Consider the following 25807-nt stretch of genomic DNA (forward strand, 5'->3'; position numbering starts at 1 on the left):
CATCGCGCTGAACGCGACCGTCGGCTGCACGCGCGCGGCAAGTTCCAGAAGTGCCCCCGCAACGGGGGCGATACATCAAGAAACGGAGACTCACGATGAAACACACCAGCGAGCGGCCGGCCGACACGGCCGGCGGCGCGGATTCCCGTCACGCCGATCCCGATGCGCTGTTCGCGTCGCATGAAGCCGGCTATGCGAAGCAGTTGAAGCCGCGGCACGTGCAGATGATCGCGATGGGCGGTGCAATCGGCACCGGCCTCTTTCTCGGCGCCGGCGGCCGCCTACAGAGCGCCGGGCCGGCGCTGGCGCTCGTGTATCTCGTCTGCGGCGTGTTCGCGTTCCTGATCATGCGCGCGCTCGGCGAGCTCGTGATGCACCGGCCGACCAGCGGCAGCTTCGTGTCGTACGCGCGCGAGTTCATGGGCGAACGCGCGTCGTTCGTCGCGGGCTGGATGTACTACCTGAACTGGGCGACGACGGGCATCGTCGACATCACCGCCGTCGCGATCTACATGAAGTACTGGGCCGTGTTCACGGACGTGCCGCAATGGGTGTTCGCGCTCGGTGCGCTCGGGATCGTGTCGGTGATGAACATGATCGGCGTGAAGGTGTTCGGCGAGATGGAGTTCTGGTTCTCGCTCGTGAAGGTCGGCACGCTGGCGGTCTTCCTCGCGGTCGGCGCGGTGTTTCTCGCGAGCGGCCATCCGGTTGCCGGCCAGATGCCGGGCCTTCACCTGGTCGCGGATCACGGCGGGATCTTTCCGCACGGCATCCTGCCGGCCGTGCTGATCGTGCAGGGCGTCGTGTTCGCGTATGCGAGCATCGAGCTCGTCGGCGTCGCGGCGGGCGAGACCGCCGATGCGCGCAAGGTGCTGCCGAAGGCGATCAACGGCGTGATGTGGCGCATCGCATTGTTCTACGTCGGCTCGGTCGTGCTGTTGACGCTGCTGCTGCCGTGGACCGCCTACAGCGCGCACGAAAGCCCGTTCGTGACGTTCTTCGGCAAGCTCGGCGTGCCGTACGTCGGCACGGTGATGAACGTCGTGGTGCTGACCGCCGCGCTGTCGAGCCTGAACTCCGGCCTCTATTCGACCGGACGCGTGCTGCGCTCGCTCGCGATGGGTGGGTCGGCGCCGCGCTTCGTGTCGCGGATGAACGCGCGCGGCGTGCCGTACGGCGGGATTTTGATCACGGTCGCGATCAACGCGATCGGCGTGCCGCTGAATTACGTCGTGCCAGCCCAGGCGTTCGAGATCGTGCTGAACATGGCGTCGCTCGGGATCATCACCACGTGGGGCTTCATCGTGATGTGCCAGATCCTGTTCCGCCGCGCGGTCGATCGCGGCGAGCTGAAGGCCGTGTCGTTCCGGATGCCCGGCGCGCCGTTCACGTCGTGGCTCACGCTGGCCTTTCTCGTCGGCGTGCTGGTGCTGATGGCGTTCGACTACCCGGGCGGCACGTGGACCGTCGCGACGATTCCGGTCGTCGTGCTTGCACTGGTCGTCGGTTGGAAGCTCGCGAAGCGGGGTGTCGCGCGCGAGCAGATGACTGCTTCGCACGCTCATGCGCGCACCGTCGCAGATCCCGCGCAGAACGCTTGACGGCACGCGCCGGGGGAGCCGGGCCGCTCGTGGGCCGGCTCCCCCGGCGCGGTCAGTTCAACCCGGTGCGTTCGCCGACCCACTGGCCGAAATCGCCGGCCATCTCCGCCGTCAGTTCGTGGCCGGCCGCGTACAGCCGCGTGTCGTGCGCGACGCCGAGCGCCGTGAGCTTCGTATCGGCCGTATCGGCCCACGAGACGGGCAGCTTGTCGTCGAAGCGGCCGTGCACGATCAGCGCATGAAGCGGGGCAAGCGCATCGCGCGGCGCGATCAGCGGATCGATTTCCGGCAGGATGCGCCCGCACAGTACGGCGAACGCGGTGACGTCGCCCGGCGACGTGAGCGCGACGCTCGCGCTCATGATGCCGCCCTGGCTGAAGCCGGCGATCACCGTCGGCAATGCGGGGCCTGTGCCGTCTTGTGCGCGGAGTGCGCGCAGCAGCGCGATCAGTTTTACGCGGCTCGCGTCTGCGCGGGCCGGATCGATTTCAGGGCCGTTCGGGCCGAACCGCACCGGAAACCACGCATGCTGGCCGGGGCCGAAGGTCAGCGGCGCGCGCAGGAACGCGATCTCGATGCGCGGATCGATCGCGCCGGCAACGTTCAGCAGGTTGGTTTCGTTGCCGCCGACGCCATGCAGCAGCAACAGGCGGGCGGCGGGGCGGCCGGCGGTCGGGCGCAGCCGGTACTGGAGGCCCGAATCGGGATCGGTGGTCAGCGGCAGGACGTCGGTCATCGCGTGGGTCCGGGAAAGGGGGGAGCAATGCGACAGTCTAGAGCGTGCCCGCGGCGAGGTGAATCGCCGTGGCGCGATTGATTGTTTCCTGATGGGAATCAATCCGATCGTGGTTTGTACCGGGGCTCGATCGCCGGTATCGCAATGCATGACGCGGGACGAAGATCGAAATGCCCGCTGGCGACAGGCCGATCGGACGACTCGTCTTTCTTGGGCGCCCCTGATAAAATAGATACATTTTGTAGATACAAGGGGCGTGAAGATGGATATTGCCAAAATCTTCAAGCATGGCGGATCGCAGGCCGTTCGGCTGCCGAAGGATTTTCGCTTCGAGACGACGGAGGTCCGGATTCGCCGCCACGGGGCGGCCGTCATCCTCGAGCCGGTGCCGCAAGATTGGGTGTGGTTGACACCGCTGATCGGTCCGGTCGACGCCGATTTCGAGGCTGCTGCAACCGCCCGGCAGGCCGATCAGGAGCGCCCGGGACTGGACGTGTTTGAATGAAGTTTCTGCTGGATACCAATGCGGTCATCGCCATTCTCAAAGGCGAGCCGGTCGTGCTGGCCCGATTGCGGCAGCATGAACCGGCCGATTTCGGGGTGCCGGCAATCGTCGCGCACGAGCTCTATTACGGCGCCTACAAAAGCCAGCGAATGGCTGCGAACGTGGCGCGTGTCGAGGCGCTTCAGTTGGAGGTCGTGACGTTCGACGCGGAAGATGCTCAGCATGCCGGCGCGATCCGCGCGCATTTGACGGCGGCAGGAACGCCCATCGGTCCGTATGATGCGTTGATCGCGGGGCAGGCGCGTGCGCGGCGGCTGGTGCTTGTCACGCATAACATGCGCGAATTCGAAAGCGTTCCCGGCCTTCAGGTCGAGGATTGGCTCGCAGGCGTGAACGAAAGCTGACTGCATTGCAGCCGCGCACCGACTGGAACAGAGTTCTTCGCGTCGAATCCGGTTCGCGAAGCGCTTGCGATCCTGTTTGCATCGATCCCGATATTTTTCGCCTCGATAGAAATAAACGGAATCAACTCGCGTGATAATGCGCAAACGTTTTACCGACATTCAATCAAATTGCTTTTGCGGAAAATAATAAAAGAATGAATATCCGCAGCATTGCCGGTTCGGCGAAGTGGGCGGTCGCACAAGCCTTGCAGGTCAGGGGTTAACGGCAAATCCACGAAATACTTTAGGATTTTTCGGCCGCAATTAATCATTTCATTTTCCTCAATGACCGATTGATTTTCGGTCATCGGACGGTCATACACCATCCCCGATAATTCGCCGCTCACATTCTTTCAATAGACCAAAGGGCGATCGAAGCCGGATCGCTGCGGGGAGCTGTACTCATGACCATCCGTCATCGCATTACGCTGCTAGTCGTCCTGACGTTCTTCGCGCTGTCCGCGATCGGCATCTATGCCGTGTACCAGACGCGCAAGAGCGCGTCCGAGGTGCGCCAGGTCACCCAGGGCATCGTGCCGAGCGCGCTCGCGTCGGCCGATCTCGTCGCCGATGTGAAGAACATCCAGATCGCGACGATGACGCTCGTCTACGCGCCCGACGCGAACACCGCCGCGCAGGCGCGCGACGAGCTGAAGGCGAAACAGGCCGCGCTGCGCGCCGCGCTCGACGTGCAGGCGAAATCGGCGGTCGGCCGCGCGCAGGAAGGCCTCGTCACGCAGGCGAAGGACAGCGCCACAAACTATTTCGCGGCGATCGACGACACCGTGAAGATGAAAGCCGACGGCAAGGCCGAGATGGCGCAGGCCTACCTGTTCGCGAACGTCGCGCAGTATCGCGACGAGCTCGAAAGCATCGTCGACACGCTGCGCGTCGAGAAGAACCGCCAGAAGGACGACGCGATCAACGCACTGAACGGGATGCTCGCGACGACGGCAACCGCGATCGCGGGCGTCGCGGGCGCGGTGATCGTGCTGCTGACCGCGCTCGGCTTCGTGCTGTATCGCCAGATCACGCGCCCGCTGATCGGCATGCAGACGGCGATGAGCGAGATCGCGACGAGCCAGGATTTCACGCGCCGCGTGCCGGTGGGCCGGATGGACGAAATCGGCCATTCGATCGTCGCGTTCAACGGAATGATCGAGAAGATCCAGGAGAACGCCGCGCAGCTCAAGCAAAAGACGGCCGACATCCAGGCGATGCTGCAGAACATGCAGCAGGGGATTTTGACCGTCGTCGAGGGCGGCGTCGTGCATGCGGAGTATTCGGCGTACCTCGAAACCATCTTCGAGACGAACGACATCGCCGGCCGCGACCTGATGGCGCTCGTGTTCGACGATTCGGCGATCGGCGCCGATGCGCGCTCGCAGGTCGACGCGGCCGTGCACGCGTGCCTCGGCGAAGACAGCATGAACTTCGAATTCAACGAACACCTGCTTGTCAACGAAGTCGCGAAGCGGATGCCGGACGGCCGCGAGAAATGGCTCGACCTGAGCTGGTCGGCGATCACCGACGAGACCGACACGGTCGTGCGCCTGATGCTGTGCGTGCGCGACGTGACGGAGATTCGCGAGCTGACCGCGCAGGCCGGCGAGCAGCAGCGCCGCCTCGAGATGATCGGCGAGATCCTGTCGATCAGCCAGGACAAGTTCCACGACTTCGTGCACAGCGCGAAGGGCTTCCTCAGCGAGAACGAGCGGATGATCCGCCAGCACGAGCGCGCCGATCACTCGATCGTCGCGGCGCTGTTCCGCAACATGCACACGATCAAGGGCAACGCGCGCACGTACAGCCTGCAGCACCTGACGAACATCGTTCATGAAGCGGAGCAGGCATACGAAACGCTGCGCCGCGCGGATGGCGGCCCCGAATGGAACCGCGACGCGCTGATGGACGACCTGTCCCGCGTGCGCGAGGCAGTCGATCACTATGCGACGATCAGCGCGGTCACGCTCGGCCGCAGCGGCGAGCCGGTGCGGGCGGGGCCGACTACCTGATGGTCGAGCGCGCGCATATCAGCGAGAGCCTGCGCGTGCTCGACGGCGCCGATCCGGCGAACGCGGCCGACTGGCACGCGGCGCGCGATTCCGTGCGCCGCATGCTGAGCCAGCTCGGCACGCAGGGCATCGGCGACGCGCTCGGCGGCGTGATCGAATCGTTGCCGTCGCTCGCGGCCGAGCTCGGCAAGCCGGCGCCGGTCGTGCATATCGACAGCCATGGCCAACGCGTGCGCAGTGAGATCGGCGCGACGCTGAAGAACGTGTTCATGCACCTGCTGCGCAATTCGATCGACCACGGGATCGAGTCGTCCGAAGAGCGGCGCGCGGCCGGCAAGCCGGCATCCGGCACGATCGACATCGCGGTCGGCGTGGGCGGCGGCGAGCTGTGGTTCGTGCTCGGCGACGACGGGCGCGGCCTCGCGCTCGACCGGATTCGCGGCATCGCGCGCGAGCGCGGCTGGATCGATGCCGACGAAGCCGCGCTGTCCGACGACGCGGTGGCCGAGCTGATCTTCCGGCCGGGCTTCTCGACCGCGAATGCGGTGACCGAGGTATCGGGGCGCGGCGTCGGCATGGATGCCGTGCGCAACTTCCTGAAGCGCGACGGCGGTGACATCGCGCTGCGCTTCACCGACGATCGCGTCGGCGCGCCGTATCGCGCGTTCGAGACGATCGTGACGCTGCCGGCGCGCTTCGCGGCGGACGGCGCCGGTCACGGCGTGGCGCACGAGCGCGCACGCGTCGCGGATATCGGCGCGGCGGAGTGACGGAGTGATCGTGCAGGCGTGGATGATTCAGATTGCCGCCGCGCTGGCGGGTGGTTGCGTCGTCGCGGTGGCGGCGGCGATCGTGTTTCGCGTGACGCGCCGGCGGCTCGTCGCGAAGCTGGATGACGACATGGACGCATTGCGCGGCGCGCTCGACGCGGCCGACGCGCGGGCCGCAGACGCGGCGTCGGCCCATGCCGAAGCGGCCGACGCATGGGCGCAGCGCGAGGCGCAGCTGGAAGATGCGCTGGCGCGCGAGACGTCCGCGACCGGCACGCAGCGCGACGCGCTGCATGCGCTGTCGGCCGATCGCGCAGCGCTCGCGCAGCATGCGATGAAGATCGCCGACGAAGCCGCGCGCCTGCGCGGGCTCGCCGGCACGTTCGAGCGCTGGCACGAGCAGATGATCTCGCTGACCACGCAGAACCAGGACATGCGCGCGAAGAACCAGGAACTGTCGGCGATCGTCGCGCACGTGTCGATCGTGTCGCTGAACGCGTCGATCGAGGCCGCGCGCGCGGGCACCGCCGGGCGCGGTTTCTCGATCGTCGCGAGCGAGGTGCGCGGGCTGGCCGCGCGCTCGCAGCAACTGTCGAACAGCTATCGCGACAGCCTGAACCGCAACGATCTCGTGACGGCCGCGACGTTCCAGGACATCCAGGCCGGCGGCAAGATGATCACCGCCGCGCTCGCGACCGTCGAGACGCTGGCCGGGCAACTGCACGCGCGAATCGAAGGAGAGGCGGCGTGATCAGCGCGCAGGCCAGGGCCGGTTTCGAGCGGATCTTTTTCGATGCGGCGCGCACGCGGCTCGCGTCCGGCGGCGCGTGCGACATCCGGCCGTCCATGGCCGATGCGCAGGAACATGCGCGCACGCAGTCGCGATCGAAGCCGAAGGTGCCCGAACACGTCGCGGTGCTGACGATCTCGGCGCTGCGTTTCCGGCTGCTGCTCGCGCTGCGCTTCAGCGACGACGATCCGACGCGTCGCCATTTCGCCGGCGCGACGGCGGGCACGAGCGGCCAGCGGCCGCTGCCCGAGGCGTTCATGGAAGTCGCGAACCTGTGCTGCGGCGCGATCAACCAGGCGCTGACCGTGCCGTTTCCCGATCTTGGGATGTCGACGCCTTACCTGCTGAGCGGCGCGAGCATCGACTACCTGCCCGCGCTCGATCCCGACTACGTCGCCGCCTACGACCTGACGCTCGATGGCGACGTGCGGGTCGGCGCGACGCTGTGCGTGTGCGCGAACGCGCCGGTCGATTTCCACGTGCCGGAAACGGCTGCCGTGGATACCGGCGGCGAGCTCGAACTGTTCTGACCGACCCTGAGGAACCCGCGAGATGACCGAAGACCAACCCGTCAGCAAGGTGCTCGTGCTCGACGACAGCCGCGCGCATGCCGACGCGATCAAGCGTTTCTGCGACGAGCACAACTTGGTCGGCCTGACCGTGCGGCGCAACCGGCTGTTGAAGGTGCTGCGCTCGAACATCGATCTCGGCGCGATCCTGCTCGCCGAGGATTACGGCGGCTCGCCCGCCGAGAGCGCGATCATCGCGACGCAGATCGACGCGCTGCGCCCCGAGCTGCCGATCATCCTGCGCCGCGAATCGCTCGCGTCGCGCGACGGGCTGCCCGATGCGCTCGCGCGCGTCGCGTGCGCGGCGTACGTGGCCGACGACATGACGCCGCTCAAGCGCGCGATCGACGAATACCTGTTCGGCCGCGACTATCCGAACGCACTCGTGCGCGGCATCTCGGAGATCACCGAGGCGCGCATCGACAGCCTGTTCCAGGGCATGACGATCGAGCGCGACACGCCGTGCATCGTCCGCGACCAGATCATCTTCGGCGAAGTGTTCAGCCTGATCGCGCTCGAAAGCGCGTGGTGCCGCGGCTACATGCTGCTGCAGACCAGCGAGCAGCCGCTGCTCGACATGATCGGCGGCACGCGCGACGACGGCCGCGCGCCGGATTTCCGCGACGTGAACAGCGTGCTCGGCGAGCTGACCAACCTCGTGTGGGGCGCGTTCAAGAACCGCTATCTTGGCGACGCCGAGGCGCTCGCGCGCCATCCGGTGCAGGTGCCGCTCGTCGTCAATCACAAGCAGAAATTCATCTCGTTCGGCGGCGATTGTCCGCAGCTCTGCTTCAAGTACCGGATGACCGACCCGGCCTCGGGGCGCTCCGTCTGTCTCGATCAGCGTTTCGTGTTCAGCCTGAGCTGGTCGCCGGAGGATTTCCGCGAATCGGTGCAGGACGTGGGGCCGATGGTCGAATCGGGTGAACTCGAACTGTTTTGAATGTTGAAGTTGCAACAACGAAAGGGGAATACGGCATGGCAAAGATTCTGGTGGTCGACGATTCGGGCACGGTGCGCGACGAGGTCGCGGGCTTCCTGCGCAATCACGGGCTCGACGTCGCGACGGCCGTCGACGGCAAGGACGGGCTCGCGAAGCTCAAGGCGACGCCCGGCGTGCGTCTCGTGATCAGCGACGTGAACATGCCGAACATGGACGGCCTGACGATGGTCGAGAAGATCCGCGGCGAACTGGCGAACACGGCGGTCAACGTCGTGATGCTGACGACCGAAAGCAGCCCGGCGATGAAGGAGCGCGGCAAGGCCGCCGGCGTGAAGGGCTGGATCGTGAAGCCGTTCAAGGGCGACGCGGTGCTCGACGCGCTGAAGAAGCTCGCCGGCTGACGCGCGCCGCGCCGCTGCGGGCCGGCTGCCGGTTCCGCATTCAGCGTTGCGGTTCGGGTTGCGCGGCCGTCGCGTCGCCGGTCGCATCCGGCGAGCGCGGTGCGGGCGTCTGCCATTGCACGACGATCATTCCCGCGAAGATCAGCGCGACGCCCGCGATGCGGCCGGGCGTCGCGAGCCGCTGCGGCAGGCCCATCAGCCCATGGTGGTCGATCAGCAGCGACGCGAGCATCTGCCCGGCGACGACGCAGACGATGAAGGTCGTCGCGCCGAGCCGCGGCGTCAGGATCAGCGCGAGCGTGATGTAGATCACGCCCGCGAGGCCGCCGAGCCACATCCACAGCGGGCGCTGCAGCGCCTCGCCGATGAGCGGCGCGTTCGCGCGGGTGGCCAGCAGCACGGGCAGCACGGCGAGCAGGCTGACCGTCAGCGACGCGACGCTCGCCCACAGCGGGTGGCCGAGCGCGCGCCCGAGCGCGGCATTGCTGCCGCCCTGCAGCGGCACGAGCGCGCCGGCGACGAAGGCCGCGAGAGCGAGAGCAAGGGTGGTGGGGGAAAGCGAAGTCGGCATCGTGGTCGGTCATGAAAGGGTGTCGAAACGATTGTCATCCATTAAGATGGCGAATGGAAATTCGTCTTTCGGATGCTTCATATTCGCGTCATGAATAATCTGGCTCGTATCGACCTCAACCTGCTCGTCACGCTGCATGCGCTGCTGAGCGAACGCCACATTTCGCGCGCGGCGGTGCGGCTGCACAAGAGCCAGCCGGCCGTGAGCCATGCGCTCGCGCGGCTGCGCGAGATCTTCGGCGATCCGCTGCTGGTCCGGCGTGCGGGCCGGCTCGAACTGACGGCACGCGCGAACGAGCTGGTCGAACCGCTGAACGACGTCCTCGGCCGGCTTGGCGCGCTGATCGAGCCGCCGGCGTTCGATCCGTCGGCGGCCGCGCGCGTCTTTCGCATCGCGATGTCCGACTACGGCGCGCGGATCGTGCTGCCGGCGCTCGTGAAAACGCTGCGCGCCGACGCGCCGGGCATCGAGCTGATCGTGTCGCAGGCCACGCGCGAAGCGATGCGGATGCAGTTGATGGACGGCGAGGTCGATCTCGCGCTCGGTGTGCTGCCCGCGTTGCAGCGCGAACTGCATGCGCAGCCGCTGTTCGTCGAATCGTTCGCATGCGTGGCCGACGCGAGCGGCCTGCCGCGCCGCGGCGAACTCGCGCTCGACGCGTGGCTCGCACGGCCGCATGCGCTCGTCGCGATGCGGGACGGGATGGACAACGAGGTCGATCGCGCGCTCGCCCGGCTGCGGCGCGAGCGGCACATCGCGGTGATCCTGCCGTTCTGGGGTGTCGCGAACGACCTGATCGCCGGCACCGATCTCGTGCTGACCGTCGCGCGCCGCAACCTCGACCGCGTGCGCGACGATGCACGGCTGCGCGTGTTCGAACCGCCGTTCCCGATCGATTCGTTCGAGTTTGCGCAGCACTGGCATGCGAGGCGGCACGGCGATGCCGCGCACATCTGGCTGCGGCAGACGATCGCGCGGGTCGCGAGCGGGGAGTAGCGGCGCGGCTGTTCAGCCATTGGCAGCGAGCGGGAACCCGGCGTCCGGGCGGTCGGCATCCGGGTGGCCGGTCGCGACAAGCAACCGGCGTGACCCATGGTCCGGATGCGGCGAAGCCGCCGTTCGCGCGATCAATTTACAGCGTTCCGGAATATCCGTATCCTGCCTCGCAGCCGAGGGATGGCGTGCGTTCGCCAGGAACGCATCCAGTCCATATCGAACGACATCAAGAACGAGAGCGGTTCACGAACCGATGGCCACCATGGCAGTCGGCTGCGCGTGCGCGACGCCGCTGCCGGCCGTCTCGTCATTTCACCGGGAAATGCCAGCATGACAATCCGCTTCGTACCGTGGGCGATCGCGATCGGCACTGTGTTCGCAGGTGCTGCCGCGCATGCGGCAGGTACTGCGCACTCGCTTGATCAGGTGCCCGCGAAGCTCGCTTCGCCCGATGCGCGTGCCGCGTTCTCGCGCGACATGGGCAGCGGGCCTGACGCGGACGGTTTTGGCACGCGCCTGCCGCAGGGCTTCACGAAAGAGACGCTCGTCACTCAGCTTGCACCGGGCGAGGACCCGAAGCGCATCGTGCTGGTCGGTGCGAAGCCTTGGCCGCAACGTCCGGGTGCGTTCGTCGCGATCGTCTGTGCGGCGGCGAGCGACGCACTCGCGCGCCAGGCGCTGCAATTCCGTGCGCCGAGCGATTGTGACGGTTATGGGCGCGGCGCCTATGCCGGCACCGTGCAGGGGCTGGTCTGGCTGGGCGTGTTCGAGCGCGGCCCGGACGGTGCGCCGCGCCTCGTCGCACGCACCGAACAGCCGCTCGGTCAGGCGACCGACTGGAGCAACACGAATCTCGAAAAACCCGACGATCTCGAACAGGAGCAACAGGCCGGCGATCTCGCGTTGCAGCCCGAGCAATGGTCGCGATTCGATCTCGCGCCATATGGGCTGCGGGCCGGCGACGCGGCGTTCGGCATACGGGCGGGCTGGTCGATCGGCTATGCGGGCGGCGGCGCATCGTTCGAGGCGCTGTACCTGCTTCGGATCGACGGCAATGCGCTGCGCGTCGTGTTCGCGCAGCCGATGATGTTCTACCGGAACATCGCCGGCGATTGGCATCCCGACGGCACGCGCGATCACGACATCACCGAAGGCAGCAATGTGCTTAACGTACTGTCGACATCGACGGATGGTTTTCACGACCTGCAGCTACGCGAGCGCGGCGGCAAATGGCGCCGGACGTTTCGCTGGTCGGCGCGTGATGGCAGGTATCTGCCGCGCTGAAGTGACGCGGCCTTTGACAGCCATGCGCGTCGAACGTGACGGAGGAATCCGGCATGGCGGTATTCAAGGCCCGCGTAGCGTTGCTCACAGGCGCGCTTCTGCCGATCTCGGCTGGCGCGCAATTTACAGCGCGCAGCGATGTCCGTATCCTGCCGGATGCCGAGGGCGGCGTGCCTGCGCGTCATGCGCATCACGTCCGGCATCCATGACAATCAGGAACCGGATTCCAATGAAAATCAAAATCGATCGGGCGTCGCTCGTGCGCGGCGCACGCGCGGCGCTCGCGGCCACGCCGGCTGTCGGGTGCGCGAGCACCGGGCGGCAGTCACGCCCGTAGGGCCGGCGCGATGGCCTCCGAATCGGCGCGCGCCGCCAGGCAGCACACGGAGATGCAGATCTTCAAGGGCATCGTGTTCACCATCGCGGGCACGTGCATGCTGATCGGCGTCTGCATGTGGGCGCAGTCGACGCGCGAATTCCTGCGGATATCGATCGTCGTGCCGGGCCGCGTCATCCACTTGAACGCGGGCCCCCATCATCCGGAGATCGCGTTCACCACGCTCGCGGGCGAGCACGTCGAATATCCGCAGGGCGGCGAAGTCAGCGTGCAGGACGGTGCGACGGTCGAGGTGCGTTACTCGCCGGATGCGCCCAGGATGACTGCGCGGATGAACACGTTCGGCGCGATCTGGGGCGGGGTGCTGACCCTCGGCGCGATGGGCGCCGTTTTTTTCCTCGGCGGCGCCGGGCAGCTGTGGTCCGGCGTGCGTGCATGGCGCAGCGCCCGCGTGCGCGATTGAGCGCGGGCGCCGCGCGGCTGGACGTCGCGCGGAATCTGGAGGACCATTTATCGGTATGCCGCCGGCGGGCGTGTGCGATAGCCGCCCGTTCGTGCGGCCCCGAATCCCGCCGATCCTCGCCGAGCCGAACATCATGGAACCCGATCACGACACTGCCGAGCCGATCCTGTTGCGCGACGCGCACGACGGCGTCGTCACGCTGCGCCTGAACCGACCGCAGCAGTTCAACGCGTTGTCCGAAGCGATGCTGGCGAGCCTGCACGATGCGTTCGACACGCTGGCGGCCGATCCGCATGTACGCTGCGTCGTGCTGGCGGCGCAGGGCAAGGCGTTTTGCGCGGGCCACGATCTTCGGCAGATGCGCAGCAAATCCGAACTCGACTACTACCGCACGCTGTTCGCGCAGTGCAGCCGCGTGATGCTCGCGATGCGCGCATTGCCGGTGCCGGTGATCGCGCGCGTGCAAGGCATCGCGACGGCGGCCGGCTGCCAGCTCGTGGCCGCATGCGACCTCGCGATCGCGGCCGATACCGCGCGCTTCGCGGTTTCGGGCATCAACGTCGGGCTGTTCTGCTCGACGCCGGCTGTCGCATTGAGCCGCAACGTCACGGCGAAGCGCGCGTTCGACATGCTCGTGACCGGACGTTTCGTCGATGCGGCGACGGCCGCCGCGTGGGGGCTCGTCAACGAGGCCGTACCGGAGGACGCGCTCGACGCGGCCGTCGCGCGCAAGGTCGCGGAGATCGTCGCGAAGAGTCCTGCCGCCGTGCGGTACGGCAAGCAGATGTTCTACCGCCAGCGCGAGTTGCCGCTCGACGACGCCTACGCGTATGCGGGCGACGTGATGGCGCGCAACATGATGGAAGAGGATGCGGGCGAAGGGATCGACGCGTTCCTGGAGAAGCGCAAGCCGACGTGGCGTTCGTAGCGCGCCGCAGGGTGGGCGCGTTCGGCGCAGCGGAAGGGCCGTTACGCGTTTTCGCCGGCCCGGGTTCGTATTCGCCGAAAAGCAAACGGGCCGCCCGAGGCGGCCCGCACATGAAGCGGCACACGCGGCGACGCGCCGCCGTGTCGACCTCAGCGCCCGTAGCTTCCCGTGCGCAGCGCCGGCTCCATCGTCGACGCGCCGGGCGGCACGATCACGACCGGCACGCGGCGCGCGAGCGCGCACATCAGCTCGTAGCCGATCGTGCCGCTGGCTTGCGCCACATCGTCCACCTTCACCTGGTCGCCCCACAGCTCGACGCTCGAGCCGATGCCCGCGTTCGGGCACGGCGTCAGGTCGACGGTGAGCATGTCCATCGACACGCGGCCGACGACGCGCGTCATCACGCCGTCCACCGCGATCGGCGTGCCGGTCGGCGCATGGCGCGGATAACCGTCGGCGTAACCGCACGCGACGACGCCGATCCGCATCGGCTGGTCGGCCTTGAAACGGCGGCCGTAGCCGACGGTTTCTTCCGGCGCCAGCGTCTGCACGCCGATGATCTTGCTCGTCAGCGTCATCGCGGCCATCAGCGGCGTGTCGGCGATATGCCGTGACGCGCCCGTCGGCGATGCGCCGTACAGGATCGTGCCGGGCCGCACCCAGTCGCGGTGCGCGCGCGGATGCCACAGCACGGCCGCCGAATTCGACGCCGAGCGCTCGCCCGGAATCCCCGCCGTGGCCGCATCGAACTGCTCGAGCTGCCAGTCGACTTCGCCTTCGTCGGCGTTCGCGAAGTGCATCATCAGCGTGATCTTGCCGATCGACGGTGCGCTCGCCGCACGCTCCCACGCGGCGCGGAAAACGTCGGGCCGGTAGCCGAGGCGGTTCATCCCCGAGTTCATCTTGAGCTGGATGGCGATCGGCTGCTGCGGCTTCGCCGCGATCAGCAGGTCGAGCTGTTCGTCGCAGTGCACGGCCACCGTCAGCCGGTGACGATCGGCCAGCTCGACGTCGGCCGGCTCGAAGATTCCTTCGAGCAGCAGCACGGGTTTGTCCCAGCCGAGCTCGCGCGCGCGCACGGCTTCGTCGAGGTCGAGCAGCGCGATGCCGTCGGCGGCAGCGAGGCCCGGGTAGATGCGTTCGATGCCGTGACCGTATGCGTTGGCCTTGACCACGGCCCACACGCGCGATTGCGCGGCGGTGCGGCGGATGAAGTCGAGGTTGTGGCGGACGGCGTCGGGGCGGATATGGGCGACGATGGGACGGGGCATGACGATGGCTCGGGTCGGATGTCGTTCGGCGCGCGGTGGCGCGACAAGGTGTGGCAGGCTGACGCGTCATTGCGCGCCAAGCCAGTGTCGAGCGCTATCTTATTGGTGTTCGACCAGTTTTAATTAACGTATTTATCGACGATTTGGTGGAAATTTGTGTGGTGGATCGCTCTAGCTGCGGCCGTCGGCGAGATGCGCAGCCGAGTCCCTCGTCTAGAAAACCGGTGCACGAACAGCACGGCGCAATGCTAAGCTCTCGACGATCTTGTCATTGAGCAATGTAATCATAAAGGAGGAGACTTTGATGACGACGTCCCAGCTGTGCCTGTTCATCGTGGCGCTGTTGCCGTTCCCGCTGACGTTCCTGGCCAAGGCGCGCAAGGGCTACGACAACCGTGCGCCGCGCGACTACCTGGCGAAACTCGAAGGCTGGCGCGCGCGGGCGCAGGCCGCGCACCAGAACGCATGGGAAGCGCTTGCGCTGTTCACGGCCGCGTTGGTCGTCGCGTGGCACAACGGCGCGAACGCGCACCACGTCGACCAGCTTGCGATGGGTTTCGTCGCGATCCGCGTCGTCTATACGCTGATGTATCTGCTGAACTGGGCGTCGCTGCGTTCGCTCGTGTGGTTCGGCGGGATGGCGTGCGTCGTCGCGCTGTTCTTCGCCGCGCCGTAACCGGCCGGTAGGCAGCCGAGGCCGGCGCATGCCGGCCTGCGCGCCGCGCCTAAGCGCCGCCCGCGCCGCGCGCGTGACTGTCGTTGGATGCGGACGCAACGATTTTCGTGACGAACGGCGGTGCGTCCGCTTCGCGGCGCAGGAACGCGATCAACGGATCGAGCAGCCGGTGCCGCGTCGACGGATGGCGGCGCAGCACGAAGCGCCACGACGCATCGCGTTCGAGGCCGGGCACCAGCGGCACGAGACGCCCGCTGCGCAGCTCGGGCTCGATCAGCGGCACGCGGCCGAGCGCGATGCCCGCGCCGCCGACCGCCGCGCCGATCACCTGGCTGAAACTGCTGTAGCGCACGATCTTCGTTTCGAAGTCGCCCGGCAGGCCGAATGCCGACGCCCAGTTGCGCCAGTCGATCTCGGGGCTGTCCTCGTGCATCTCCTGCAACAGCCGCGAGCGGCACACGTGCCCCGATGCGTACGGATACAGCTCGGGGCTGCATACCGGGAACACGGTTTCCTGCATCAATACGTCATCGTCGGCCCGCTGCCGGTGCGCGGGCACGTGCACGATCGCCAGATCGACGCCGCTGCGCGCGAAATCCGGTTCGTCGTCGAGCACGACGGCATGCAGCGGGGTTTCGGGGTGAAGTGACGAGAATTCCGCGAGACGGCGCGCGAGCCACATCGACGAAAACGGCGCGTTGGCGGAAACGGTCAGTCGTTGTGCGGTGCCGCGAATTTCGGCGCACGCGTCGGTCAGGCGCGCCAGCGCGTCGCTGACGGCCGGCAGCAGGCGAGCGCCGGCCGGCGTGAGGCTGATGCCGCCGAGCCCCGTGCTGCGTTCGAGCAGCCGCGCGTTGAGCGATTCCTCGAGCGCGCGGATCTGGTGGCTGACCGCGCTCGTCGACACGTTCAGCTCGGCCGCCGCGCGCGCGAATCCGCCGAGGCGGACGGTCGCCTCGAAAGCTCGCAGTGCGCTAAGGGGAGGAAGGTGCGACATGCGGGGTATTGTAGTTGACTCAACACCCGTTGAAAAATCATCTTTTGCCGCGCGCGGGCGGCGCGGGTAGCCTCGATCCGGTCAATAAAAACCGTAACGAAACACCGACCGGAGGGCTTCATGTATTTCGACCGACGACTATGGGCAATGATGGCGGGACTGCGCTGGCGGGTGGCCGCCGCCGTCGCGCTCGGGCTGCTCGCGATGGGTGTCGGCATTCTGCGTTTCGTCTTTCTCGGCCGCGTGCTGGCGCTCGTTTTTTCTGGCGCGCCGGCGCGCAGCATCGGCGAAGCCGTCGTTGCAACGGCGGCCTGCGTGCTGCTGCGCGCATGGCTCGACCATCGCCGCACGGTGCTCGCACAACGGACGGCCGGGCGCGTGCAGGCCACGCTGCGCGCACGGCTGTTCGACCGGATCGCCGCGCTCGGCCCCGCGTGGTTCAGCGGCGAACGCACGGGCGGCGTGATGCTGGCCGTCGTCGACGGCGTCGAGCAGTTGCAGACTTTCTTCGGCGTCTACCTGCCGCAGCTCGTGATCGCCGCGTGCGCGCCGGTGATGATCTTCGCGGTGCTCGCGTGGTGGGACGTGCCGACGGCCGCGATCCTGCTGGTCGCAGCACTCGTCACGCTCGCGCTGCCGCAGCTCGTGCATCGCGCCGACCGGCGCGCGGCGCTCGCGCGCTCGACCGCATTCAAGGCGTTCGGCGAAGAGTTTCTCGACGCGGTGCAGGGCTTGCCGACGCTGAAGGCGTTCGGGCAGAGCAGCGCGTTCGGCCGGAAGCTGGCCGACAAGGCGCGCGCGCTGTCCGGCAGCACGTTCTGGGTGCTCGCGCTCGGCCTGCTGACACGTCTCTTCACCGATCTCGGCACGGGCCTCGGCGCGGCCGCGGCGATCGCGGTCGGCGCATGGCGCGTGCGGCATGGCGACATGAGCCTCGAGGCGCTGCTGATCGTGCTGATGGCCGGCAGCGAAATCTTCCGGCCGCTGCGCGACCTGCGCGCGGTGCTGCACCAGGGGATGATCGGCCAGTCGGCGGCGAATGCGATCCACGCGCTGCTCGACGCGGGCAGCCAGGCGCCGGCAGCGCAAGCGCCGCGCGTGCCGGCCCTGCGGCCTGAGATCGCATTCGACGACGTCAGCTTTGCTTATCCCGGCCGCCGCGCGGACGCGCATGCGCCGCTGCGTTTTTCCGTTCGCGAAGGCGAAACGGTGGCGATCGTCGGCCCGAGCGGCGCGGGCAAATCGACGATCGTGCGCCTGCTGCTGCGCCAGCATGATGCGCAGGGCGGCGCGATCCGCATCGGCGGCCATGACGTACGCGCGCTCGACGCCGACCAGGTGCGCGAGATGATCGCGGTCGTCGCGCAGGATGCGACGCTGTTCGACGGCAGCGTTGCCGACAACCTGCGGCTGGGCCGCCCCGACGCGAGCGACGCGGACATGATCGCGGCCGCGCGCGCCGCCAACGCGCACGATTTCATCTCGGCGCTGCCCGACGGTTATGCGACACGCATCGGGGAACGCGGGCTGATGCTGTCGGGCGGCCAGCGTCAGCGCATCGCGATTGCGCGTGCGCTGCTGCGCGATGCGCCGATCCTGCTGCTCGACGAGGCGCTGTCGTCGGTCGATGCGGAGAACGAAGCGCTGATCCAGCAGGCGCTCGACCGGCTCACGCGCGGGCGAACGACGCTCGTGCTCGCGCACCGGCTGTCCAGCGTGATCGGCGCCGATCGCATCCTCGTGCTCGACCAGGGGCAGGTGGTCGACGAAGGAACGCACGCGGTGCTGATCGCGCGCGACGGTCCGTATCGACGGTTGATGGGGCCGCAGCTGGAAGCGGTTGCCGAAACCGTCGGCGCGGCGGCGACGGCGGGCGCGACCGCGCGCGCGTCGTCGGGGCCGCAGGTCAGGCCGCTGAACGACGATGCGGCGACGATCGGCTGGCCGGAAACCCTGCAGACGCTGCTGCGCTTCGTGCGGCCGTGGAAGGGCAAGGTCGCGCTGACCGTGCTGTTCGGGATCGGCCGCGTGCTCGCGTTCATCGGCGTCGGCGTGATCGGCGCGATGGTGGTCGGCACGGTGTCGGCCGGGCATGCGAGTCCCGCGCTCGTCGCGGCGCTGCTCGTGATCGCGCCGGTGGCGGCCGTGCTGCATTGGCTCGAATCGTGGCTCGCGCACGACATGGCTTACCGGCTGCTCGCGGAAATGCGCATCGCGCTGTTCGCGACGCTCGAACGCCTCGCGCCGGCCGGGCTGCTGCGCCGCCGTTCCGGCGATCTCGTCGCGCTCGCGACGCAGGACGTGGAGACCGTCGAATATTTCTATGCGCACACGCTCGCGCCCGCGTTCGTCGCGGTGCTCGTGCCGGCCGGCGTGCTGGTGCTGCTGGCGTCGGTCGCATGGCCGCTCGCGCTCGTGCTGCTGCCGTTCCTGCTGTGGGCGGGCCTGGCGCCCGTGCTGGCGCGGCGCGACGTCGACCGGCTCGGCACCGGCGCGCGCGAAGCGCTCGGCCAGCTCGGCGCGCACCTGACCGAGACGATCCAGGGGCTCGCGGAACTGACCGCGTTCCAGGCGATCGCGCGTCGGCGCGACGCATTCGTCGCGCAAGCCGATGCGTACCGCAAGCAGCGCGCGAAGCTGCTCGACGATCTGTCGTCGCAAAGTGCGGCACTGGAAATCGCGAGCGGGCTCGGCGGTCTTGCCGTCGCGGCGCTCGGCGCGTTCCTGTGCGCGCGCGGCGGATTCCCGCGTGAATCGTTGCCGCTGCTGGTGCTGGTCGCGGTGGCCGCGTTCATGCCGGTTGCCGAAATCGGCCAGGTCGCGCGCCAGCTTGCCGATACGATTGCGTCGACGCGCCGGTTGCGCGCGCTGGAGAAGGAGCCCGTGACCGTGACGGACGGCACGCAGCCGATGCCCGGCGATTCGGCCGTGCGTTTCGAGAGCGCCCGTTTCACGTATCCGGGCCGCAGCGTGCCCGCGATCGACCACGTGAGCTTCGAGGTGCCGCCCGGCAGCACGGTCGCGCTGGTCGGCGCGTCGGGCGCCGGCAAGTCGACGGTCGCGAGCCTGCTGCTGCGCTTCTGGGATCCGCAGCAGGGTCGCGTGACGCTCGGCGGCGTCGATCTGCGCGACCTGCGGCTCGACGATCTGCGGCAGCACATCGCGCTGGTCGCGCAGGATACCTACCTGTTCAACGACACGCTGGAGGCGAACATCCGGCTCGCCGCGAACGACGCGTCCGACGCGGACGTCCAGCGCGCGATCGATCAAGCGGCGCTCGGCGAATTCGTCGCGCGGCTGCCGGACGGGCTCGCGACGCGCGTCGGCGAGCGCGGCGTGCAGTTGTCGGGCGGCCAGCGCCAGCGCATCGCGATCGCGCGCGCGTTCCTGAAGGATGCGCCCGTGCTGATCCTCGACGAGGCGACGTCGCATCTGGACACGATCAGCGAGCAGCAGATCCGCGCGGCGCTGGAAGACCTGATGACGCAACGGACGTCGATCATCATCGCGCACCGGCTGTCGACCGTGCGCAATGCCGACATGATTCTCGTGATCGAGCAGGGCCGCGTCATCGAGGCCGGACGTCATGCGGAACTGCTGGCGCGGCAGGGCGCGTATGCGCGGCTGGTGTCGCATCAGGCGAGCGGGGTGGCGGCGTGACGGACCGGCGATCGCCGCCGCATCCGGTGTTGTCGGGATATGGCTATTGACAACATATGTTGTGTGATTGTCTAATTCTTCATCGCGTGTTGCGGTGACACCGGCGGCGGCCGTTCCGGCATCATTGGACGGGCCGCGCCAGCCGGGTGCGCGCCACATGCCACCGGAATCCGACCCTTTCGCACGACATGCCGCTTTCCCTTTCTCCCGTCATCGCCGGCGCGCCGTTCGACATCGGCGTGCGCCTCGGCGCGCTCGCCCGTCCCGTGTTCGACGCATACATGCAGCAGAGCAGCGCGTGGCAGGCCGTGCGCCGCTGGCGCGGCCATCCGTTCGTCGGCGCGCTGCGGCAGGCCGCACTGGCTGCGTACCCCGACCTCGTCGCGGAACTGGACGGGATCGCGGCGGGCGTCGGCTGGCCGTCCGAGGACATCTTCCTGTGGAACTGCCGCGGCGAGCTGATCCACAACGCGCCGGACGGCTGCACGACGCTTGCCGCACGCAATGCAGACGGCACGCGCTGGATCGCGCACAACGAGGACGGCGATCCGTTCCTGCGCGAGCGTTGCCTGCTCGTCGACGTGCAGCCTGCGGGCAAGCCGGGCTTCATCAGTTTCTATTACCCCGGCTCGCTGCCGGGGCATACCTTTGCCGCGAACCGCGCGGGCATCGCGCAGGCGATCAACAACCTGCGGATCGGGACGCCCGCGCCGGGCGTGCCGCGGATGATCCTCGCGCGCGCCGTGCTCGATGCGACGACGCTCGACGAGGCAGCGGACGTGCTGCGCGCGAATGCGCGCGCGAGCGGCTTCCACCATACGCTCGGCGCGACTGGCGACACGCGGCTCCTGAGCATCGAGGCGAGTGCCGCGCGCTGCTCGGTCGTCGACGTGGCGCGACTTGCTGGTCACGCGAACCATCTCGTGCATCCCGGCTGCGAAGCGCAAGCGCAGATCGTCACGCAATCGTCGGCCGACCGCCAGCGGCGCGTCGATGCACTGACGCCCGGCATCGACACGATCGACGAAGCCGCGCTGCTGCGCGTGCTCGGCGATCGCGCACCGGAAGGGCTGCCGATCTATCGCGACGACCCGGCCGACCCCGACGACGAGAACACGCTGGCAACCGCGGTGTTCGCGATCGGCGCGGCGGCGATCGATTTCAGCATTCACCAACACGGCACGCAGCGCTTCGCGACGCGCATCGTGCCGTCCGGACGCGCGCAGCGCGCATCCTGATCCATGAGGCAACGCATGACGACCGTTTTTCATCGCGCCCCGCGCGCTACCTTGCCCGTCGCAGTCGCGGGCGACGGCATCGAGATCATTGACTCGACCGGCAAACGCTATATCGACGCATGCGGCGGCGCGGCCGTGTCGTGCCTTGGCCACAGCAACCAGCGCGTGATCGACGCGATCAAGCGGCAGGCGCAGCAACTCGCGTACGCGCACACGTCGTTCTTCACGACCGACGTAGCCGAGGAACTCGCCGACCGGCTCGTCGATGCCGCGCCGGCCGGCCTCGAGCACGTGTATTTCGTGTCGGGCGGCTCCGAGGCGGTCGAGGCCGCGCTGAAGCTCGCGCGCCAGTATTTCGTCGAAAAGGGCGAGCCGCAGCGCCGCCATTTCATCGCGCGGCGCCAGAGCTATCACGGCAACACGCTCGGCGCGCTCGCGATCGGCGGCAACGCATGGCGGCGCGAGCCGTTCCTGCCGCTGCTGATCGAAGCGCATCACGTGAGCCCGTGCTACGCGTATCGCGATCAGCTCGCGGGCGAAACCGACGAAGCGTATGCGCAGCGTCTGGCGGACGAGCTCGAACGGAAGATCGTCGAACTCGGCGCGGAAAACGTCGCGGCGTTCGTCGCGGAAACGGTGGTCGGCGCGACGGCCGGCGCGGTGCCGCCGGTACGCACGTACCTGAAGAAGATTCGCGCGGTGTGCGACAAGTACGGCGTGCTGCTGATTCTCGACGAGATCATGTCGGGGATGGGGCGCACTGGTTACCTGTACGCGTGCGATGAAGACGGCGTCGCGCCCGACTTGCTGACGATCGCGAAAGGGCTCGGCGCGGGTTACCAGCCGATCGGCGCGACGCTCGTCAGCGACCGCATCTACCGGACGATCGTCGACGGCTCGGGTTTCTTTCAGCACGGTCACACGTACCTCGGCCACGCGACCGCATGCGCAGCCGCGCTCGAAGTGCAGCGCGTGATCGCCGAAGAAAGGCTGCTCGACAACGTGAAGGCGCGCGGCGAGCAACTGCGCGCGTCGTTGCGCGAGCATTACGGCACGCATCCGCATGTCGGCGACGTGCGCGGGCGCGGGCTGTTCGTCGGCGTCGAGCTTGTGCGCGATCGCGACAGCAAGGCGACGTTCGATCCCGCGCTGAAGCTGCATGCGGCGGTCAAGCGCGAAGCGATGCAGCGCGGGCTGATGGTGTATCCGATGGGCGGGACAATCGACGGCGTCCACGGCGATCACATCCTGGTCGCGCCGCCGTTCATCTGTACCGCGCAGCAGATCGATACGATCGTCGAGCGGCTGTCGGGTGCGATCGACGCGGCGCTCGCGTCGGCCGGCGCATGACGGCATCGATGCACTGAACCTCACCGAATCTCACCGGATCATCGTCATGACGAACAGACTGCCGCCTTTCGATCCCGCGTCGGCCACCGACGAACAGAAGGCCGTGCTGGCCGACATCCTCAGCGGCCCGCGCGGCAACCTGAACGGGCCGTTTCTCGGCTGGATCGCGAGCCCCGAACTGGCCCAGCACGCGCAGAAGCTCGGCGCGTTCTGCCGCTACCGCACGGGGCTGCCGCTGCGGCTGTCGGAGCTCGCGATTCTCGTGACGGCCGCGCGCTGGCGCTCGCAGGCCGAGTGGCACATCCACCATCCGATCGCGCTCGACGCGGGCGTGCCGGCCGCGACGGCCGACGCGATCCGGCGCGGTGTCGCACCCGCATTCGAGTCGGACGACGATGCGCTGATCCATGCGTTCGCGAGCGAGTTGTACGACACGCGGCGTGTCAGCGACGCGACGTTCGCGCGCGCGGAAGCGCGCTTCGGTCACGAAACCGTCGTGAACCTCGTCGCGCTGCTCGGCTACTACGCGCTCGTCGCGATGACGCTGAACACGTTCGGCATGCGCGCGCAAGGGCAGACCGAGTTGCCGTTTCCGGAGTAATTGCGGCGCGCCGGGGTGCCCGAATGATGTCGGCGATACGTCTGACGTTCGCATCGCCGACATCAATGCAACCAAATGTATTCGTAGGGGATCATCGGCCGATGGCCGCGTATGATGGCTTGTTCACGTCGCAATGATCGGTGAGCAAGCATGACGAGTACCCGCAAGACCTTGATGATCGCCGGAGGGCTCCTGGTAGCCGCCGCCGGCACCGCGTACGTGATGCTCCTGCGCGCGGACCATCGTGCGATCGAAGACGCCGGCATCGGCGATTCTGCCGCGCCCGTTGTCGCGGCGCCCGCGAGCAACGATCACGCCGTGCAGGGCGCCATCGCGCCGCCGGCCCCGGCTGCCCGCGCCGGAACGGTGCCGCAACCGGCGGCCGTGCCGCCGCCACCTGCACCGACAGCCCCCGCGCGCGTCAGCGCCGCACCTGCATCCGTCCCCGCCGTTCCGGTCGTCAGCGAGAAAGCGCAACCTGTGACGAAGCCGCTCGCGCCGCCGCCGAAGGTCAACGTCGTCACGGTCGATGCGCAGGATTCGACCCCGCCTGCCGCGCCCGCGCAGGCGACGCAACACGCGTCGCGCAAGCGCGACGGCCTCGAGCGTCACGCGGCCGGAACGACGGCCGCAACGAAATCCGAAACGCCGGAGACGGCCGCGCTCGTCAGGGAATCGGCGAAGCTCGATCCGTCGTTGCCGGCGCCGCCGATGTCGTCGATGCCGGCGAGTACCGGTTCGTATCGGCAGGGCGGTTCGGCGTCGGGATCGAATCCCGTTGCTGCCGCGATGACCGAGCAACTGGTCAGGGAATCGAGCAATTTGAAGTCGCAAGCATTGTCGCCGGCGAACGGCGGCCCGGCCGCGACCAAGTAACCGCGATCGGCGCCCGCTGTCGTGCGTTGCCGATCGGCTTTGGAATAAAAAGGACCCCGCACGCCGACCAAAGCATGCGGGGCCAAGAGAGACAAATCGTTGCGCCGTTGCGCGGCGTGCGTTACGCGGCGACCGCTTCCTCGGCTTGCGGCTGCGCAGCGGTGGCCGGCGTCGCATCCTGGCGGATCATGTAGTCGAATGCGCCGAGCGATGCCTTCGCGCCTTCGCCGACCGCGATCACGATCTGCTTGAACGGCACCGTCGTCACGTCGCCGGCCGCGAACACGCCGGGCACCGACGTCGCGCCGCGCGCATCGACGACGATCTCGCCGTGCTTCGACAGTTCGATCGTGCCTTTCAGCCATTCGGTGTTCGGTACGAGGCCGATCTGCACGAACACGCCTTCGAGCTCGACGCGCTTCGTTTCGCCCGAACGCAGATCCTTGTACACGAGCCCGTTCAGCTTGCTGCCGTCGCCGGTCAGCTCGGTCGTTTGCGCCTGCGTGACGATCGTCACGTTCGGCAGGCTGCGCAGCTTGCGCTGCAGCACTTCGTCCGCACGCAGTTGTGCGCCGTATTCGATCAGCGTGACTGCCTTCACGATGCCGGCGAGATCGATCGCGGCCTCGACGCCCGAGTTGCCGCCGCCGACCACCGCGACGCGCTTGCCCTTGAACAGCGGGCCGTCGCAGTGCGGGCAGTAGGCGACACCGCGATTGCGGTATTCGCGCTCGCCCGGCACGTTGATTTCGCGCCAGCGCGCGCCGGTCGCGAGAATGATCGTCTTCGCCTTCAGCACCGCGCCGTTCGCGAGGCGGATCTGGTGCACGTCGCCCGGAATCAGCGCGTCGGCGCGCTGCACGTCCATGATGTCGACGTCGTACTGCTTCACGTGTTGCTCGAGCGCGGTGGCGAACTTCGGCCCTTCGGTTTCCTGCACCGACACGAAGTTCTCGATGGCCATCGTGTCGAGCACCTGGCCGCCGAAACGCTCGGCGACGACGCCCGTCGCGATGCCCTTGCGCGCCGAGTAGATTGCCGCGGCCGCGCCTGCCGGGCCGCCGCCGACGATCAGCGTGTCGAACACGGGCCTGGTTTCGAGCGACTTCGCAGCGCGCGCGCTGGCACCCGTATCGAGCTTCGCGAGGATTTCCTTCACGCTGCTGCGGCCCTGGCCGAACGACGCGCCGTTCAGGAACATCGTCGGCACGGCCATGATCTGGCGCGACTCGACTTCATCCTGGAACAATGCGCCGTCGATCGCGACGTGACGGATGCGCGGGTTGATCAGCGACATCACGTTCAGCGCCTGCACGACTTCCGGGCAGTTCTGGCAGGACAGCGAGAAGTACGTCTCGAACGCGTAATCGCCATCGAGCGCGCGGATCTGTTCGATCACGTCGTCGTCGAGCTTGATCGGGTGGCCGCCGGTTTGCAGCAGCGCGAGCACGAGCGACGTGAATTCATGGCCCATCGGGATGCCGGCGAAGCGGATGCCGGCCGGCTTGCCGGGCTCGCCGATCGAGAACGACGGCTTGCGCTCGGCGTCGTCGCGGCGTTCGGTGACGGTCACGCGATCCGTCAGCGACGCAATCTCGTTCAGCAGCGCCAGCAGTTCCTGCGATTTCGCGCTGTCGTCGAGCGAGGCGACGAGTTCGATCGGGCGCGAGATTTTTTCGAGGTACGCTTTGAGTTGGTTCTTGAGATTGGCGTCGAGCATGGCGATTCGGATTCCGTATTGATGATTCTGGTCGGGCACGTCGTGCCGGAGGAGGGCGCGGGCCGC

At 67.9% G+C, this 25807-nt stretch carries 24 protein-coding genes and 1 pseudogene; 19 read left to right on the top strand and 6 right to left on the bottom strand.

Translation table 11 applies throughout. The features are described from left to right. Window positions 1–95 precede the first annotated feature (95 nt). A complete protein-coding gene (locus tag BBJ41_RS18935; protein ID WP_069747894.1) occupies window positions 96–1601 on the top strand; it encodes an amino acid permease in 1506 nt (501 codons plus the stop codon). Between the two features lie 52 nt (window positions 1602–1653). Here BBJ41_RS18935 and BBJ41_RS18940 read toward each other — a convergent pair whose 3' ends face one another. Continuing rightward, a complete protein-coding gene (locus tag BBJ41_RS18940; RefSeq protein WP_069747895.1) occupies window positions 1654–2337 on the bottom strand; it encodes an alpha/beta hydrolase in 684 nt (227 codons plus the stop codon). 262 nt (window positions 2338–2599) lie between these two features. On the opposite strand from BBJ41_RS18940, the gene BBJ41_RS18945 reads away from it, so the two are divergent. Together BBJ41_RS18945 and BBJ41_RS18950 are read left to right on the top strand one after the other, a co-directional pair. Then, window positions 2600–2842: an antitoxin gene (locus tag BBJ41_RS18945; RefSeq protein WP_069747896.1), complete on the top strand. Its 243-nt coding sequence runs from the start codon at window positions 2600–2602 to the stop codon at window positions 2840–2842. Then, the gene (locus BBJ41_RS18950; protein ID WP_069747897.1) at window positions 2839–3246 is read left to right on the top strand and encodes a type II toxin-antitoxin system VapC family toxin; all 408 of its coding nucleotides are present in this window, start codon (window positions 2839–2841) and stop codon (window positions 3244–3246) included. The genes BBJ41_RS18945 and BBJ41_RS18950 overlap by 4 nt, the downstream gene beginning before the upstream one ends. 149 nt (window positions 3247–3395) lie before the next feature. Here BBJ41_RS18950 and BBJ41_RS39320 read toward each other — a convergent pair whose 3' ends face one another. Then, entirely contained in the window at window positions 3396–3632 is a 237-nt protein-coding gene (locus BBJ41_RS39320; protein WP_083281920.1) for a hypothetical protein, read from the bottom strand. 57 nt (window positions 3633–3689) lie between these two features. Between BBJ41_RS39320 and BBJ41_RS18955 the strand changes: the two are divergent. The 5 genes and pseudogenes from BBJ41_RS18955 (at window position 3690) to BBJ41_RS18975 (ending at window position 8773) form a co-directional block, all read left to right on the top strand. Then, window positions 3690–6070: pseudogene (locus BBJ41_RS18955) on the top strand (MCP four helix bundle domain-containing protein). 22 nt (window positions 6071–6092) lie between these two features. Then, entirely contained in the window at window positions 6093–6821 is a 729-nt protein-coding gene (locus BBJ41_RS18960) for a methyl-accepting chemotaxis protein (protein WP_069750261.1), read from the top strand. Beyond that, window positions 6818–7390 (top strand): hypothetical protein, encoded by a 573-nt coding sequence (locus tag BBJ41_RS18965; protein WP_069747898.1) that lies wholly within the window; start codon window positions 6818–6820, stop codon window positions 7388–7390. The genes BBJ41_RS18960 and BBJ41_RS18965 overlap by 4 nt, the downstream gene beginning before the upstream one ends. Window positions 7391–7412: 22 nt before the next feature. Beyond that, window positions 7413–8372, top strand: coding sequence for a chemotaxis protein CheX (locus BBJ41_RS18970; protein WP_069747899.1), 960 nt, complete (start codon window positions 7413–7415; stop codon window positions 8370–8372). A gap of 35 nt (window positions 8373–8407) precedes the next feature. Beyond that, window positions 8408–8773: a response regulator gene (locus BBJ41_RS18975; protein ID WP_006486240.1), complete on the top strand. Its 366-nt coding sequence runs from the start codon at window positions 8408–8410 to the stop codon at window positions 8771–8773. Window positions 8774–8813: 40 nt separating this feature from the next. Here the strand turns inward: BBJ41_RS18975 and BBJ41_RS18980 are convergent, their stop codons facing one another. After that, on the bottom strand, window positions 8814–9344 hold the full coding sequence (locus BBJ41_RS18980) for a DMT family transporter (RefSeq protein ID WP_069747900.1): 531 nt from the start codon (window positions 9342–9344) through the stop codon (window positions 8814–8816). A gap of 90 nt (window positions 9345–9434) precedes the next feature. Here BBJ41_RS18980 and BBJ41_RS18985 point away from each other — a divergent pair, with 90 nt between their 5' ends. The 5 genes from BBJ41_RS18985 to BBJ41_RS19000 all read left to right on the top strand — a co-directional run bounded on the left by BBJ41_RS18985 (window position 9435) and on the right by BBJ41_RS19000 (window position 13352). Further along, window positions 9435–10340, top strand: a complete 906-nt coding sequence (locus BBJ41_RS18985) for a LysR family transcriptional regulator (protein ID WP_069750262.1) — start codon at window positions 9435–9437, stop codon at window positions 10338–10340. Between the two features lie 330 nt (window positions 10341–10670). Next, the gene (locus BBJ41_RS18990; protein WP_069747901.1) at window positions 10671–11624 is read left to right on the top strand and encodes a hypothetical protein; all 954 of its coding nucleotides are present in this window, start codon (window positions 10671–10673) and stop codon (window positions 11622–11624) included. Between the two features lie 53 nt (window positions 11625–11677). Then, a complete protein-coding gene (locus BBJ41_RS40495) occupies window positions 11678–11833 on the top strand; it encodes a hypothetical protein (protein WP_156814824.1) in 156 nt (51 codons plus the stop codon). A gap of 138 nt (window positions 11834–11971) precedes the next feature. Further along, entirely contained in the window at window positions 11972–12424 is a 453-nt protein-coding gene (locus tag BBJ41_RS18995; RefSeq protein WP_069747902.1) for a DUF3592 domain-containing protein, read from the top strand. Window positions 12425–12557: 133 nt separating this feature from the next. Then, window positions 12558–13352: an enoyl-CoA hydratase gene (locus tag BBJ41_RS19000; protein WP_069750263.1), complete on the top strand. Its 795-nt coding sequence runs from the start codon at window positions 12558–12560 to the stop codon at window positions 13350–13352. Window positions 13353–13501: 149 nt separating this feature from the next. Here BBJ41_RS19000 and alr read toward each other — a convergent pair whose 3' ends face one another. Further along, window positions 13502–14623, bottom strand: coding sequence for an alanine racemase (alr, locus tag BBJ41_RS19005; RefSeq protein WP_069747903.1), 1122 nt, complete (start codon window positions 14621–14623; stop codon window positions 13502–13504). 304 nt (window positions 14624–14927) lie between these two features. Between alr and BBJ41_RS19010 the strand changes: the two genes are divergently transcribed. After that, window positions 14928–15299: an MAPEG family protein gene (locus tag BBJ41_RS19010; RefSeq protein WP_069747904.1), complete on the top strand. Its 372-nt coding sequence runs from the start codon at window positions 14928–14930 to the stop codon at window positions 15297–15299. Window positions 15300–15348: 49 nt separating this feature from the next. Here BBJ41_RS19010 and BBJ41_RS19015 read toward each other — a convergent pair whose 3' ends face one another. Next, window positions 15349–16296: a LysR family transcriptional regulator gene (locus BBJ41_RS19015; protein ID WP_069747905.1), complete on the bottom strand. Its 948-nt coding sequence runs from the start codon at window positions 16294–16296 to the stop codon at window positions 15349–15351. Between the two features lie 120 nt (window positions 16297–16416). Here BBJ41_RS19015 and BBJ41_RS19020 point away from each other — a divergent pair, with 120 nt between their 5' ends. From BBJ41_RS19020 to BBJ41_RS19040, 5 genes are all read left to right on the top strand, one after another. After that, window positions 16417–19956 (top strand): ABC transporter ATP-binding protein/permease, encoded by a 3540-nt coding sequence (locus BBJ41_RS19020; RefSeq protein ID WP_069747906.1) that lies wholly within the window; start codon window positions 16417–16419, stop codon window positions 19954–19956. Window positions 19957–20144: 188 nt separating this feature from the next. Further along, window positions 20145–21194: a C45 family autoproteolytic acyltransferase/hydolase gene (locus BBJ41_RS19025; RefSeq protein WP_069747907.1), complete on the top strand. Its 1050-nt coding sequence runs from the start codon at window positions 20145–20147 to the stop codon at window positions 21192–21194. 15 nt (window positions 21195–21209) lie between these two features. Continuing rightward, a complete protein-coding gene (locus BBJ41_RS19030; RefSeq protein WP_069747908.1) occupies window positions 21210–22544 on the top strand; it encodes an aspartate aminotransferase family protein in 1335 nt (444 codons plus the stop codon). A 46-nt stretch (window positions 22545–22590) separates the two neighbouring features. Then, complete coding sequence (locus BBJ41_RS19035) at window positions 22591–23145, top strand: carboxymuconolactone decarboxylase family protein (RefSeq protein WP_069750264.1); 555 nt, start codon at window positions 22591–22593, stop codon at window positions 23143–23145. 150 nt (window positions 23146–23295) lie between these two features. Beyond that, window positions 23296–24021 carry an extensin gene (locus tag BBJ41_RS19040; RefSeq protein WP_069747909.1) on the top strand — a complete coding sequence of 242 codons (726 nt, stop codon included), beginning with the start codon at window positions 23296–23298 and terminating at the stop codon, window positions 24019–24021. Between the two features lie 121 nt (window positions 24022–24142). Here BBJ41_RS19040 and ahpF read toward each other — a convergent pair whose 3' ends face one another. After that, window positions 24143–25741: an alkyl hydroperoxide reductase subunit F gene (ahpF, locus tag BBJ41_RS19045; protein WP_069747910.1), complete on the bottom strand. Its 1599-nt coding sequence runs from the start codon at window positions 25739–25741 to the stop codon at window positions 24143–24145. Between the last annotated feature and the right edge of the window lie 66 nt (window positions 25742–25807).

This window comes from Burkholderia stabilis, from assembly GCF_001742165.1.
Lineage (GTDB): Bacteria > Pseudomonadota > Gammaproteobacteria > Burkholderiales > Burkholderiaceae > Burkholderia > Burkholderia stabilis.